Origin of the sequence: Caballeronia sp., assembly GCF_049581465.1 — a bacterium.
Taxonomy (GTDB): Bacteria; Pseudomonadota; Gammaproteobacteria; order Burkholderiales; family Burkholderiaceae; genus Caballeronia.
The window spans coordinates 1-14367 of record NZ_JBAUSA010000398.1 but is presented as its reverse complement, the minus strand read 5'-3'; the positions used below and the strand labels follow the sequence as shown (position 1 = coordinate 14367).

13 protein-coding genes and 1 pseudogene are annotated in these 14367 nt (G+C 59.8%); 8 read left to right on the top strand and 6 right to left on the bottom strand.

Annotation, left to right across the window (positions count from 1 at the left end):
• The first annotated feature begins 147 nt into the window (after positions 1 to 147).
• From WCA53_RS09945 to WCA53_RS09935, 3 genes are all read left to right on the top strand, one after another.
• On the top strand, positions 148 to 1548 hold the full coding sequence (locus WCA53_RS09945; RefSeq protein WP_423908576.1) for a GntP family permease: 1401 nt from the start codon (positions 148 to 150) through the stop codon (positions 1546 to 1548).
• Positions 1549 to 1674: 126 nt separating this feature from the next.
• Complete coding sequence (locus tag WCA53_RS09940; protein WP_423908574.1) at positions 1675 to 2466, top strand: 3-hydroxybutyrate dehydrogenase; 792 nt, start codon at positions 1675 to 1677, stop codon at positions 2464 to 2466.
• 86 nt (positions 2467 to 2552) lie between these two features.
• The gene (locus WCA53_RS09935; protein WP_423908572.1) at positions 2553 to 2786 is read left to right on the top strand and encodes a hypothetical protein; all 234 of its coding nucleotides are present in this window, start codon (positions 2553 to 2555) and stop codon (positions 2784 to 2786) included.
• 89 nt (positions 2787 to 2875) lie between these two features.
• Here the strand turns inward: WCA53_RS09935 and WCA53_RS09930 are convergent, their stop codons facing one another.
• Together WCA53_RS09930 and WCA53_RS09925 are read right to left on the bottom strand one after the other, a co-directional pair.
• A complete protein-coding gene (locus WCA53_RS09930) occupies positions 2876 to 4882 on the bottom strand; it encodes an AI-2E family transporter (RefSeq protein WP_423908570.1) in 2007 nt (668 codons plus the stop codon).
• Between the two features lie 259 nt (positions 4883 to 5141).
• Positions 5142 to 7646: a PAS domain-containing protein gene (locus WCA53_RS09925; protein ID WP_423908567.1), complete on the bottom strand. Its 2505-nt coding sequence runs from the start codon at positions 7644 to 7646 to the stop codon at positions 5142 to 5144.
• Positions 7647 to 7808: 162 nt separating this feature from the next.
• On the opposite strand from WCA53_RS09925, the pseudogene WCA53_RS09920 reads away from it, so the two are divergent.
• Positions 7809 to 7944: pseudogene (locus WCA53_RS09920) on the top strand (DUF1289 domain-containing protein).
• A 115-nt stretch (positions 7945 to 8059) separates the two neighbouring features.
• Entirely contained in the window at positions 8060 to 8389 is a 330-nt protein-coding gene (locus WCA53_RS09915) for a hypothetical protein (protein ID WP_423908565.1), read from the top strand.
• Here WCA53_RS09915 and WCA53_RS09910 read toward each other — a convergent pair.
• Positions 8383 to 8754: a hypothetical protein gene (locus WCA53_RS09910; RefSeq protein ID WP_423908562.1), complete on the bottom strand. Its 372-nt coding sequence runs from the start codon at positions 8752 to 8754 to the stop codon at positions 8383 to 8385. The genes WCA53_RS09915 and WCA53_RS09910 overlap by 7 nt on opposite strands.
• Before the next feature lie 71 nt (positions 8755 to 8825).
• Complete coding sequence (locus WCA53_RS09905) at positions 8826 to 9368, bottom strand: hypothetical protein (protein WP_423908561.1); 543 nt, start codon at positions 9366 to 9368, stop codon at positions 8826 to 8828.
• Between the two features lie 195 nt (positions 9369 to 9563).
• Between WCA53_RS09905 and WCA53_RS09900 the strand changes: the two genes are divergently transcribed.
• Complete coding sequence (locus tag WCA53_RS09900; RefSeq protein WP_423908559.1) at positions 9564 to 10151, top strand: YceI family protein; 588 nt, start codon at positions 9564 to 9566, stop codon at positions 10149 to 10151.
• A 242-nt stretch (positions 10152 to 10393) separates the two neighbouring features.
• On the opposite strand, the gene WCA53_RS09895 is transcribed toward WCA53_RS09900, so the two are convergent.
• Positions 10394 to 10579 carry a CsbD family protein gene (locus WCA53_RS09895; RefSeq protein WP_423908557.1) on the bottom strand — a complete coding sequence of 62 codons (186 nt, stop codon included), beginning with the start codon at positions 10577 to 10579 and terminating at the stop codon, positions 10394 to 10396.
• A 275-nt stretch (positions 10580 to 10854) separates the two neighbouring features.
• Here WCA53_RS09895 and WCA53_RS09890 point away from each other — a divergent pair, with 275 nt between their 5' ends.
• Both WCA53_RS09890 and WCA53_RS09885 read left to right on the top strand, forming a co-directional pair.
• On the top strand, positions 10855 to 11193 hold the full coding sequence (locus WCA53_RS09890) for a DUF2471 family protein (protein ID WP_423908578.1): 339 nt from the start codon (positions 10855 to 10857) through the stop codon (positions 11191 to 11193).
• Between the two features lie 186 nt (positions 11194 to 11379).
• Complete coding sequence (locus tag WCA53_RS09885; protein ID WP_423908555.1) at positions 11380 to 12378, top strand: tyrosine-type recombinase/integrase; 999 nt, start codon at positions 11380 to 11382, stop codon at positions 12376 to 12378.
• A gap of 49 nt (positions 12379 to 12427) precedes the next feature.
• Here WCA53_RS09885 and WCA53_RS09880 read toward each other — a convergent pair whose 3' ends face one another.
• The gene (locus WCA53_RS09880) at positions 12428 to 13642 is read right to left on the bottom strand and encodes a DNA-binding protein (RefSeq protein ID WP_423908552.1); all 1215 of its coding nucleotides are present in this window, start codon (positions 13640 to 13642) and stop codon (positions 12428 to 12430) included.
• Between the last annotated feature and the right edge of the window lie 725 nt (positions 13643 to 14367).

Here is a 14367-nt window from a genome sequence, read left to right as displayed (position 1 = left end):
GTTCTAACCTGCCTTAGCTCGGTAAAAGGCCCCCATTAAACGCTGGGAACCCTTCTGCGCCTACGTTGGCACGAAATCTGCATATTCGCGCACCAGCCCTGGCTTCGCGGCCTTAGCCGGGGACATACAACAAGCAACGGAGACTAAATGTCATTCATCATCGTGCTCGCCGCCCTGGCGTTCCTCATGCTTGCCGCCTATCGCGGCTACAGCGTCATCCTGGTGGCCCCCCTCGCCGCGCTCGCCGCGGTGCTGCTGACTGAACCGGCGGCGGTCGCTCCGGTTTTTTCCGGCATCTTCATGGAAAAGATGGTCGGCTTCGTGAAGCTGTACTTCCCGGTGTTCCTGCTCGGCGCGGTGTTCGGCAAGGTCGTCGAACTGTCGGGCTTCTCCGAATCCATCGTCGCCGCAGCCATTCGATATATCGGCAAAACGCGCGTCAATGCCGTGATCGTCGCGGTGTGCGCGCTCCTCACCTATGGCGGCGTGTCGCTGTTCGTGGTCGTTTTCGCGGTTTATCCGTTCGCCGCCGAGATGTACAGGCAGAGCAATATCCCGAAGCGCCTCATGCCTGGGGCGATTGCACTCGGCGCGTTCTCCTTCACGATGGATTCGCTGCCCGGCACACCGCAGATCCAGAACATCATCCCGACCACATTCTTCAAGACGACCGGCTGGGCCGCGCCGTGGCTTGGAACGATTGGTTCGCTTTTCATTATCGTGATCGGGCTGTCGTATCTTGAATGGCGCCGGCGCTCGGTCATGGCGACGGGCGAAGGTTATGGCACATCGCTCGTGAACGAGCCGGACCGCGTTGAATCGACAAGCTTGCCGAATCCGTTGCTCGCCATCGCGCCGCTGGTACTGGTCGGTGTCGCGAACTTCATGCTGACCAAGTGGATTCCGATCTGGTACGGCGCGAGCTATTCGGTTGCCCCCGAGGTATTGCCGGGCGTTCACGCACCGGTTGTCACGGCGGTCAAGTCGCTCGTCGGGATCTGGGCCGTCGAGGGCGCGCTGTTGCTCGGCATCTTGCTGGTCGTGCTGACGGCTTTTGGGCGCGTGCGCGAGCGTTTTGCGGTCGGTACGAAGGCCGCGGTCGGCGGCGCATTGCTCGCCGCAATGAACACCGCGTCCGAGTATGGTTTCGGTGGCGTTATCGCGGCGTTGCCGGGGTTTATCGTGGTCAGCGATGCACTCAAGAGCATCCCGAATCCGCTGGTGAACGCCGCGGTATCGGTCAGTTCGCTCGCGGGGATCACGGGCTCGGCGTCGGGCGGCATGAGCATCGCGCTGGCGGCCATGTCCGATACGTTCATCAAGGGCGCGCAAGCCGCCCACATTCCGCTGGAAGTGCTGCATCGCGTAGTTGCCATGGCGAGCGGCGGCATGGACACCTTGCCGCATAACGGCGCCGTGATCACGCTGCTCGCAGTGACGGGATTGACGCACCGCGAGTCGTATCGTGAAATATTCGCGGTGACGATCATCAAGACGCTCGCCGTGTTCTTCGTGATCGCGGTGTACTACATGACCGGCCTGGTTTGACAGGACGGGTGTTGATCGGGCGGCCGCGCTGGATGTTCAAGTGCGCTGCCTGATTGCTTGCGCCTCACCTTTTTCAAGTGCGCTACCGGTTGCTTTGCGCCTCACCTTTCGTACAGGAGTTTCCACATGACTTCATCCACAGTAAAGCCGTTGGCCGGTAAAACCGCGATCGTCACCGGATCGACGAGCGGCATTGGCCTGGGTATCGCGAGCGCGCTCGCAGCGGCCGGTGCGAACCTTGTGTTGAACGGCTTTGGCGACGTGTCCGGGGCCGTCGCGCAGATTGAGGCCCTTGGCGTCGCCGCCGTTCATCATGGCGCGGACATGTCGAAGCCCGCCGAGATCGAAGCGATGGTCGCATTCGCGATCGATCGATTCGGCGCCGTCGATGTGCTCGTGAACAACGCGGGCATCCAGCACGTTGCGAGCATCGACGAGTTTCCGGTTGAGAAGTGGGACGCCATCATTGCGATCAACCTGAGCTCGGCATTCCATGCAATGCGCGTCGCGTTGCCGCTCATGCGCGAGCGTGGCTGGGGCCGCGTCATCAACATTGCGTCCGTGCATGGGCTGGTGGGGTCCGCGGGAAAATCGGCCTATGTAGCGGCGAAGCACGGCATTATCGGCTTGACGAAGGTTGCGGCGCTGGAAAATGCGCGCACCGGCGTGACGGTCAACGCAATCTGCCCGGGCTTCGTGCTGACGCCGCTGGTGCAGAAGCAGATCGACGACGTGGCGCACCGTGACTCCATTTCCAGTGATGCCGCGCGCTCGAAGCTGCTGGGTGAAAAGCAGCCATCGGAGCAATTCGTCACGCCGGAGCAGATTGGCAAGCTAGCGGTTTTCCTGTGTTCGGACGGCGCGGACGAGATTCGCGGTGCATCGATGCAAATCGATGGCGGCTGGACGGCGCAGTGAGGCTGCAACGGCGCATCGTGCGCCGGTAGCGCGTGCCCGCTCCGGCATCCGTTGGTAATATCGGGGTTCCCAAGACGGAGATTTCGATGACCGCTGAACATAATCGATCAGAAGAAGCACGCGCGATGGACCGGATCGTCATCGCGACGCGGCAGGTACAAACGGCGTTCACAGCCTTGCAGGAGCATTTCCCGCCGACAGGAGATGGACGGCCGTCGCAGATTGCGTTACAGACATTCGACGCTGCGCTTCAGGAGCTCGAGGATGCGCAGGGCGCGTTTGACACGATGCTGAACGATCTCTTTGACGGGAATCGGTAGAGAGAGCAGGAGGTTCTGCTGGCGTGGGGCAAGGTGGAGTCCTTCTGCTAGCCTCACGTTCACTGCCAGCAGGACCGGCCCTTCCCCAATCAAGCCCCGCGCAGCACCGGCTCCGGCACCGAATTCACCGGCGCTCCCAGCTCTCCCTCTTCATCCGCAGGATTGAGTCCGGCCCACGACACACCGTCGTTACTCTGCCGCCGCGCCGCACCCACGCAAGCCTCGACCAGTTCCTTAAACGATGTCGCCGCCGATGTCTTCCTGATCACCGCCTCGCCTTCCAGCGCGCTTTCCGGCACCACCAGGCCTACTATCAGGTCCGCCGTGCCGGCACGCTGATGCAGCCGGCGCAGCAGGTTGCGCAGATACGGCGGCGACTCGGCGGCATCGAACGAAATGACGCAAATCAGTGATACGCCCGTCAGGTCGACCGTGTCAAAACGCGTGCGCGAAAAACGCTCGTACGCCGCAAGATCGGCGCCCAGGCCGTGCTTGCGGAACAGCTGGACCGCAATGGCCGCGGCAAGATCGTCCAGCACGCCTCGACCTGCTATACACAGCACCGACGCCGTATGCCCTTCCCGGGCTGCATCGAAGTGAGACGGCGGCGCTTCGTGCCGCAGGCCCGCCTCGCTGTCGGACATTTCCAGGGCCGCCGGCAACTCCTCTTGTTCCGTGACGGCCATCACCACGTCGTCCACGTCCTCCAGCCCTTCGATAATATCCAGCGCCGATTCATTGATGCGCCTAAGTTGGTCGGCGGTCACAACACCACGCAGCACGTCGTTATGAGCGATCCGCAAGCCTTCGAGCGCCACTTCGTCGTAATACGCACTCAGCGAGCGCTCCTTCAACAGCGATTCGGCTTGCACCAGCGCCTCGGCGGAATCGTTGGCAAGGAGCCGCTGGTAGAAATTCTCCGCCGGCGTGAGCGCGGGACGGTCCCCGAACAACACATCGAGAAATTCCAGCCGATCCACATGCCGGCCAAGAATGACCAGGCAAAGCGTTAGCGGTGTCGATAAAACCAGCCCTATCGGCCCCCAGATCCAGCTCCAGAAAATCGCCGCAACAATCACCGCAAACGGCGAAAGACCCGTGCTATGGCCGTAAAGCAACGGCTCGATAACCTGCCCCGCTACCACGTCGGTCACACCGAACAACACGATGGTCCAGATCATCATCGACCAGCTGGGTCCGACGGCCGCCGCGAACACCGCAGCTATCAACGCGGCGATCCACGTTCCGACGTAAGGCACAAAGCGCAGCAACCCGGTCAGCACGCCGAACAGCAACGCGCCCGGAACGCCGATGACCGCGAGTCCGATTGCAACGACAATCCCCACGCCCATGTTGATGCCAAGTTGCGCGAGAAAGTAACGCGAGAGCCGGCGGGCGGCTTCGTCCATTGCCGTGGTCGCGCGGTGCAGATCGCGGGAGCCGAACAGGCGGATCAGGCGGTCACGCAAGTCTTCTCGCTGCAACAGGATAAATATCGCCACCACGAGCACAATGCCGGTGGTTTCCAGCGGGTTGATCACCGGCGATAAAAATCGCTGCGCAAGTTCGACAGGCGACGGCGACGGCTCGTGGACCTCCACGGGCATGGGGGCATCGATGGCCGAAGTCGTCGGATTCTCGGCCTTGCGAATCTGCTCGTCGCGGTTCGGCGACAAGCGTTTGAGCGCCGTCGATGCCTGGCTGAGAAAGGCGTCGGCACGACCGACAGTCTTTTCCTGGAGCGCGTTGATTTTCCGTTCGACCGTGAACTGGTATTGCGGAAGATCACTTGCCAATTGCGCGACTTGCGCGCCGATCAACACGCCCGCAGCCGTCAGCACCGACAGTGCGACCATCACCGCCAGGATTACGGATGGCACCTGGCCGAGCCGCAAGCGGCGCAGCAAATCGACGAACGGCGCAACGAGGAAGCTCAGCAACACGGCAAGGATGATCGGAATCAGCACCGCGCGGCCGAAGTACAGCGCGCAAATCACCGCGACCCCGGCAATCAACGAAGTGAGCGTCCGCATGCCGGGCATTTCGGGTGGCAATACCTGGGGTACCTGCCGGCGAGGGTCGGGGTTTGGGCTCATCACTTCGTTCTCTTTAGGGACAGTGCAGAATCTCGATGCCAACGCGTGCGTCGATTCGTTCAGGATAAACGGACACGCGTACCCGAATCGACCGGAGTTACACACGCCGGTGTCCGTCGGTCATGTGAGGTTCGATGCTGCGTGGAATGGAAACAGCAAAGCATGTGCCAATCGCGGGCGTTGCTAACCTATTGGTGAGCCTATCCGGGTATACAAGGGTGAGAATAAACGGGAGCTGACGCCGCAGCCAATTGACCGGTTAGTCCGCCATTCCGTGCGCCACGATCCGGCGGATGCGGCTCGCGATGGATTCGAGCGTAAATGGTTTGGTAATCATTTCCATTCCGGTATCGAGGAAACCATTCGCACGCGTCGCGGTTTCAGCATATCCGGTCATGAACAATACCTTGAGTCCCGGCCGCGTGGCCCGCGCCGCATCCGCAAGTTGCCGGCCATTCAGCCCGGGAAGCCCCACGTCGGTGACCAGCAGGTCGATGCGCGCCCGGGAATTGAGCACATCGAGTCCCGACGGGCCATCGATGGCCTCAAGCACCTCGTAATCCAGGTCGCGCAAGATTTCGCAGACGAGTTCTCGCACGGACACGTCGTCTTCCACGACCAGGATCACATGCCGCCGAGCCGCGCGATGCGCTTCGTTGAGCTCGGTCGTGACTTCCTGCGTGACGGCATCGCCCGTGAAACGAGGTAGGTAGAGTCGAATCGTGGTGCCTACGGAGGGCGCGCTATCGATCGTCGCAATGCCGCCTGACTGTTTGGCGAACCCATATGCCATCGATAACCCCAGCCCAGTGCCTTGTCCAAGCGGCTTGGTCGTAAAGAACGGATCGAAGGCGCGGGCCTTGACGTCCTCGGGCATGCCTGCACCGGTATCCGAGACTGACACCACCACGTAGGAGCCGGGCACGACATCGGGATGGCGCGCGGCGAAGTCGCGGCCCAGTTCGACATTGCCTGTTTCGAGGGTCAAGCGACCGCCTTCGGGCATGGCATCTCGTGCATTGATCGCAAAGTTCAGCAGCGCGTTTTCAAGCTGATTGGCGTCGCAGCGCGTGAGCCAAAGCTCCGGATTGTGAACGACGCGGGTCGCGATAGCCTCGCCCATCGTGCGCTTGAGCAGGTCATCGATAGAACGCAGCAACTCGTCCGCATTCACCGGCTTGGGGTCGAGCGGTTGGCGCCGCGAAAAAGCGAGCAGCCGATGAGTGAGCGACGCGGCACGATTCGCCGCACCGGTCGCCATCGAAATAAAGCGCTCGATGTCGTCCGTCCGGCCGAGCTGGGTGTACCGGCGGATCAGTTCGAGCGGCCCGGTAATGCCTTGAAGGAGATTGTTGAAGTCATGCGCGATGCCGCCTGTCAGTTGCCCGAGCGCTTCCATTTTTTGCGCTTGCCGCAGCGCTTCCTCGGTCTGCTGCAACGCTCGCTGCGTTTCCTTCTCGGTCGTAACATCCCGGCCGTTGCCATAAAGCGCATCGCCTTCGGGCGCGGCCACCCACGACACCCACCGATACGACCCATCCCGATGTCGAACGCGGTTTTCAAAGCGCACGAGCCCCGACCGGGTGGCGGAAAGCATGGCGGCTTCGGTGGCCTCGACGTCGTCGGGATGCACGATTTCGACGAACGACATACCGATCAGTTCGTCTTCCCGAAAGCCGAGGACATCGGTCCATGCCGGATTGACCGCACGCAGCACGCCCGCGGTGCTCGCGACGATGAACAGGTCGCGCGAATTGCGCCAGATGCTGTTGCGCTCGCGCGTACGGGCATCGACTTCAGCCGCGAGTGAGTCGTTCAGCCGCCGCAACTGCGTCTCGCTCACGCGCAACCGTTCTTCGAAGCGTTTGTGGTCGGTGACGTCGTAGGTCACGCCTAGATAGCGCATGCCGCCGGCACCGTCGTCGATCGCCTCGCCACGGCGCGCCATCCAGCGCTCCTCGCCGTTGTCCGGGCGACGTATCCGGTATTCGAGATAGCCGAGCGCACCAGCCGGCATCAAGCGATGTGCGTCGAGGACGCGTTCGCGATCGTGGGGGTGCACGAGGTTGATAAGGTCGTCAAGCGCGAATTCATGACGGGGCGCCAAGCCCCACTGCGAGCACAATTCCGCCGACACAGCCAGGCGGCCCGTTTCCGGGAATATTTCGAAGCTGCCGATCCCGCCCGCCTGCTGCGCGATCCGCAGGCGCTCCTCGCTTTCTCGCAGCGCGCGGTCGCTTGCGTGCCGCTCGATCGCAAGCGCGGTAATACTTGCCACCTGGGCAATTTCGTCCAGTTCCCCGCGCGAGGGTGTTTGCGGCGAGGTGTAGTAGTTGGCGAACGTGCCGAGCACGCGGCCGTCGGCGGCGCAAATGGGCATCGACCAGCATGCGCGCAGGTTGTACGTTCGCGCGAGATCGATGAAGCCCGCCCAGACCGGGCTGGTCTCCGTATCCTCCGCGATCACCGGCACCCCACTGAATGCGGCCGCGCCGCACGATCCCATTAGCGGGCCGAATTCGAGACCGTCAATTGCTCGGTTATACGCGTCCGGCAAGCTGGGCGCGGCGCCGTAGACGAGTCGCGTGCGAGTTGAATCGACGAGCATCACGGCCGCACGCACGGGTTGCTCCGAGCGGCTTTCCACGCGATGAATCACGTGCTCGAGCACTTCGCGCAAAGGCATGCCGGCCACCACACGCCCTAAGACGGCGCGCTCGAATTCGAGCTGGCTCAGCGTGGAAAACAACGACAGTGTCGGCATGATGAGAAGCGAAAGGCCGGTAGATCGAGCTGGATGCGATGAAATAGGTGAAATCTTAGCATCACGAGAACGCGCTCCTTCGAGCGTGCCGGATGGACTTACTGGGTGCTGGCTATCGTCCTTATCTGAATTATCTGAAAAATGCTTTCGCTTTGCGGGTAGCTGCGTGCGCGATCTTGCAAATTCGACAAGAAAACCGGTCTATGTATCGGTTGCCTTCGGACCCGGGACGAATGAGAAGCGATGGAAGAAGCTTAAAATGAAAGCGCGAACTAGAATGACTGATGAGAGGCGTTAAGCGCGAGCCAATGCTCACCAAAACTAAGTTCAAGACGTCAGATGCAGCCACGCTGCAGGGCATAAAAACGCGTGGAACCAGGACACGAATACCCAACCATCAAGGGAGTTCAGTCATGACCGGCAACCGGTTGAAACGCGTTTTATCGATTTCCGCGGCCATAGTCGTCACCTCGCTCGCGGCGCAAGGCGTTTTGGCGCAACAAAGCACGGGCTTAAGCCCCAACGACGACATGAATGCGCCGGCTAACAGCACGCGGCTGATGCCGAATGCGCCGCTCGGCAGTGAATATCCGACCCACGGCAATCAGCAGGCGGGCGAAATGAACCTCAATCCGACTGACCCCCGGGCGCAGTTGGTCAATGGCCTGCCGAACAACACGCAGTCCGGAGGCTACGGCTCGCCGCTCGCCGGCAATAAGGCAAACGTGCCGGTGGGTTACTGAACGGAGTGAGCCTGCCGAGCAGGGTTGTCAGGGTTGTCAGGGTTGTCAGGGTTGTCAGGGTTGTCAGGGTTGTCAGGGTTGTCCGGGTTGTCCGGGTTGTCCGGGTTGTCCGGGTTGTCCGGGTTGTCCGGGTTGTCCGGGTTGTCCGGGTTGTCCGGGTTGTACCGCGGCCGGCTTTGCGCGCTTTGCACGTTTAGGGAAGCCCCGCTTTTCTCTGTCGCGAGTTGCCGGATGTTGACCGGTGCTTGCGATTTTTTTTTGGCGACGAGCGCGGTTGTTGGGTAGGTGCCGGGGTTTCGGGTGCATGGATAGTCGCCGCGTAGTCGCCACGAGCACACCGCGTGGGAAGCGCTGACACCGAGCAATTCCCCATCGGTGAGCTTCTACGGGAACCGCGGATGTGAAGCAATATCTCCGCTATTCGTTTCCGGTTTTCTCAAAACTTGTAGCGCAGTTGGAAGCCGATTGTGAAGGGTAAATCGCTTGAGGGGATGGGCGGAATCAGAATGATGTTCGCGCCGATATGTCCATATTCCACCATGATTACCGGCGCCAGCACCGGGCCGACTGTATCGTCATGTCCGAGTCCCCACTTGCCGTAGTTGTAGCCTGAGATGAGACCGCCCATTGCAGCGAGCCGTACGTAGCCCCAATGCGCAAACTCTGGCGCCCAGACGCCCCCGCCGTAAAACGATGGCTTCGACAGCGAGTTACGAAAATATCCAGCAGTGAGCGCCCACGCCGGGGCAATCCAGCACTCGACGCCGATCCCCGGATTGAACTGTTCGAAGTCTCTATCGGGATGAACGTGGTACGAACCAATCATCGCGTCGGCGTACAGGCCATCCCCACAAATCTCCGCCGCCGTCGCATGGGTTACATCGGTTAGCGCGGCCAGCACGCTTATGGCCCCGAACGCGGCGAGCGCGGTGAATTTCCGTGCGGACGCTGCCATCTTCTTCTTTTGCGTCGAATGCATCTTTTCCGCCGTCGGGTGCTCGCGAACGCGCCCTTTCGTTTTTTTGTCGTTGAGTTCGAGGGAAACTCTACATGAGCGTCGCGTGTATCGTGTGGAATCCGTGCGACGAGATCAATAATGCTTCCAATCGATCGATACACCTTTTTGGGCAGATCCACACTCCCACGCTTGGGCTTGTGTGCTGCGACGATCCTCATGATGGCGGCATGCGCGCCGCTGAGAGTGGTAACCCATAGCGTGTCGCCGAATGAGGCGAGCGTTCCTGCGGGGCATTACCAACTCGACCCGCACCATTGGAACGTCAGCTTCGATGTCGACCACTTCAAGTATTCGCGCTTCGTCATGCGATTCGACAAGACCACGGCTGATCTCAACTGGCCGGCCGGCGGTATCGAACAAAGCGTAGTGAACGTGACGATTGACGCTACCAGCCTCGATACCAATGTGCCGATCCTCGACAAGATGGTCAAAGGACCGGATATGCTCGACGTCGACCACAACCCGACAATCCGATTTGAGAGCACGCAGTTTCGACCCATTGGCGAGGACAGGGGCGAGCTGACCGGTAATCTCACGATTCGTGGAGCAACTCATCCAGTCACGCTGGCAGTGACTTTCAACGGACATGCACGGAATCCGCTCACCAAGGAAGAGACGCTTGGATTTGCTGCCGATGGTCACTTCAGCCGCGCACAGTTCGGGCTATCAACGTGGTATCCGGCGGTTGGCGACGACGTACATGTAGCGATTCAGGCTGAATTCGTGGCGGGAGCGGCTTCGTGACGTGCGCTCGGTCGCAATTCCGACACGCGATCCGGTCGCGGGCGGCCGAAACTTGATGCGCATAAAGTTTCGGCCGCCTGGAGGCCCAACGTTGCCTGTGCTTGAGCGGAAGCGGATCCTTTTGCTCCAGAGAACAAGAATGGCGACGTACTGCGCTAGCAAATACCCACAAAATCAAACATCGGCCCCAAAAAAGGCGCGTCTAAAACGCGCCTTTCCATCACCGGCAAACTTAGGGCGGACTACGGCTTCCGGACCGCATCCTTCACATCTTCGCGGAGATCGCCGACCCCCTTTTGCACTTTGCCGGCTGCCTGTTGCATGTCGCCCTTGGCTTCCCGCGTCTTGTTCCCGGTTACCTTACCGACGACTTCGTTAACTTTTCCTTTGGCTTGATTAACCACGCCATCCTTCTGATCCTTGTTCATCTCGCTCTCCTTTGGTGTCAAGCGCGAGTTCCGGTTCGGGAATCTCTTGGCGCTCTGCCCGGGACATTGCCCTGAACATGTCGTCAGTTTCGTCGTTGCGGCAGCGTGTTAATAGCCGTTCTCGTCTGATTGCTACGTAGGCGGAATCGCACATACGCGAAGCGCTGTCAGCGCGACCCTATAGGAAAGTTGCGACGAGTACTGTATGTTTGTACAGTAGATACCCGGCGCAATTGCGTTATGAGGAGACACCCATGGACAACGACGAAGATCAGATGAGCACGCCAGAGTTTGCTCGCGCCGTGCGCGACCTTGATCGAATCACGCGGGACATTGCCGGCCGCTACATCGTGCAAGGCGTTCCTCTGACATGGCGACTACTGCTGGCCATCGAGGCCGAAGCGGTAGCTGATCTGGGTTTCGCCGGTCGGCACGAGTCGACGCTGCGCACACTATTCGAGCATCCCGCCGAACTTGCCTTTCCTGAAACTGACGATCTCGTCGATTTCGGCTCATCCAACGCGCTGCCCCCTGTTTTCGCATTCGCAGTCGATGCCTACGATCGCGCCGCACGCAGCGGGCATCCGGAGTTGGCTGTCGCAATGGCGCATTGATCGCGAGCATGCTTTCGGCCGGTTCGAGGCCGTTTGCATCGCGACATAGCCGCCCGTTCCGTGGGAATCGCAATTCATCCGAGCGCTTCAAGGTTTCGCGGGGGTTGAGCGCTCAACGACCTGCAGCTAGTCCCGAATGCTCTAAGATTGCACTGTCACATTCTCAACTAACGGAATTACTTGTTCATGCCGATCGCAGTCCAATCTTCCGATATCTTCGATTCAAAACGCGCCGACTGGCACGCGGATCCTCATAGCGCGTTCGATGCGTGGATGGCCAAACAAGGATTCAAAGCCTCTTCCGCCGATGTTTACCGCGCGCAATGGGGACTTTTTTTAGAATGGCTCGCGCAAAAACGCACGAGCCTCCAGACGGTGGAAAGAACGGCCATCGAGCAATTTGTTGCCCAGCTCGATATCCGCAAACCGCAGCGGGTACGCTATCTACGCCTTATCGAACGGGTTCTGGACCACGTTCGCGAGGTTGAATTGGCATCGACAAATCCGGCTCGCTTTATCGCCCAGGATGCCGAAGCGCCCTGGCGCGAGGCGCCCGAGAACGAACCCACCGGATTCCTTGCCCACGGGGAACGCGCTGCGCTGCTTTCATACTTGTTTTCGCCGATAGGAGACTTGTCGGCGGCCCTTCGCTGGCGGGAGCGTCGCGACCGGGCGCTTACGAGCACTTTCCTGGGCGGTGGAATTAAAACGGGCGAAGCCGCGAGACTGACCGTTAGTGACTATAGGTGGAACCAGCCGTGGTTGACCGTCGAGGCCGGCGACCTTTCTCTTCAGCGCGAAACGAGGCTAGCTCCCTTTGCGATTGCGCTGCTGGACACATGGGTCAGCGAACGAAAAACCGCTGGGCTTCAGGGACAGCTCTTGTTTCCCTCCACACCATCCGGACGTCCGATGCACAAGGCCACTATGCTACGCGCAATCGATGCGGTGATCGAGGCGGCCGGCGTCTCACGGTCAAGGAGTGCGCGGGCGAGTCCGCAGACGTTGCGTAACACGTTCGCGGCGGATCTGTTCGATAGCGGCACCGCGCCCGAACGTGTCGGGCAATGGCTAGGCTTTCAGCAGATGATTTCCGCGCACCGGTTGTACCGGGCATGGCAAATCTGGACCGGTGAGCAAATACGGGAGCGCGACATCGCCCAAGCTCAAAAAAGCTATGAATAGAGCCGTTGGAACAGCGAGCGATACGACGACGACCGCCTCCCGTAAAACCTCACCTTTTCGCGTGCCCCATCGAATCTGGCCCAGCAACATCACGAAAACGACTAACAGCGCATAACCGGGACGCCGCCGCACCGGATGACCGGTCGCAATCGGGGCACGACAAATCGAACTCGTTTTCATGCTGCACGAGTTCCGGCTCGCCCGTCTCACATGCGGGGCAACGCGCGGGAATATTCACGAAACTATCGATATTTGTTCCCAACGCCGCAATTTCTGCCTCGGACAATCGACCTGCTTCAACCATCGCGACGATCAGCCGGCCAACGGTCTCGTTCGTGCCGCTATGCCGAACCAGCGCATCGCGTTCCAGCATCAGTGCATCAAGCCGGTCCGATTGCTCGCGAACCTGCAAATCGAGCCGATCAGCTCGCGCTTTCGCCGTACTAAGCTGCTGCATGTACTCAAACTCTTTCTGGTTCGCATCGCGAACACTGGCCTGATACGTGGTAGCCATGCCGCGCAATGCGTCTAGCTCGACCAGCATGGGCTTCACCCGGCGTTCAGCCTCCGTCACGGCATCCTTTATCTGTTGCGCGTAGTGTTCCGTGTGCTGCCGCAGTTCGGTGTTCAGTGTGTCGACTCGCTCCCGGAGCGCAGCGTTGGCTGCTTGTTCCGCCTCCAGGCGTTGAACGAGTGCCGCGCGATCACCTTCCATGCGCTGGACCGACGCCTTAGATTCGCCGTGAATATCAGCCTGCTGGCTTCTAACGAGCGTTAATTCGGCTTCCAACATCGACTTGCCGGCCGTTGCGGCGTCAGCGCGGGCTTCGCTTCGATGCAACGCTTCTTCCATTGCAACGCAGCGAACCTCAGCATCACGCAGACGGCTCATCGCATTGGCAATCTCGTCCGCTGCCATCTCTCGATCCACGGCAAGCGATGCCGTCGCCAACTGCTGCGCCTCGTGGAAAAGCTGGCCGAGCAATTCGCCTGCGCGTTCCTGGAGAGCTTCGGGCAGGGCGCCCCCTTCGATTCGAATCCGCGATGCCGCACGAATCTTGGTCCAGAACGCGTCAATGTCCTTCGGGATATCGCTAGCACTGCCGGTTTGCGTCAGTTCCCTGACCGTTGCCATCGAAGGACGAATGCCGAAGTCGAAGAACAATCGCTTGCACGCGTGCTGTGAGAGGTCCTGCCTACGCGCTCCGTTCGCTTTGAGCACGGCCAGCTCATGACGCAGTTGCGCATTATCGGTATCGTTCATCAGCGATCTCAATCATAAGATGATCGCATCATAACGAATTACGTACTAATTGCTACATTTTTGTGGATGTTAGCTTGTTGCTTGTTTGCTGCTCTGCTCATAGTCTTTTCGGACGTGCTTATTTCCACGTCTTGCTTCGGTATGCGTGAAACATTCTGAAGACCACACCGCAATCTGCTGATTTTAAACGGATTTGCTGAAATTTAGAAGGAAACGGTATGTTCCACGCAGTGAGGTTCTCATATCTCTATAAAGAGCACGTCTTGATTGTTGAGAGTATTAGAAGGTAAACACCTTAAACCCTAGTTAAAGACGTTAACGCCACGGCAAACCTATACTGGGTAAGGCTCTCCAGCCGTATAAGTGAGTCTTTACGGGATACTAGGTGAGGGTCGACGGGAGTCGCCGGTGTAGGAATTCGGGAGCGTACGTGAGGACCCACGGGAAGGAACGTGAGCGAGTTCGGGAGCCCCCTGAAATTGACCGGTGAGAGAATACGGGGACGTCCTGCTCTGGAAGGCCCGTAGAACAACTAGGTATGTGCTTAAACGCAATATCCCGGCGGTGAGCGTTTTCGGGGGGCTTAAACAGGGGCCTTTCAACCTCGATTTCGGCATTTTTTACTGAGAGGTGAGCCTTTGCAGGTCCCAAACGATCTCGTCGGTGAGTCATTACAGGGGCGAAGCGCTCGTTTCGGTTGGAATTGGGTGCATCTGAGCTAGAGG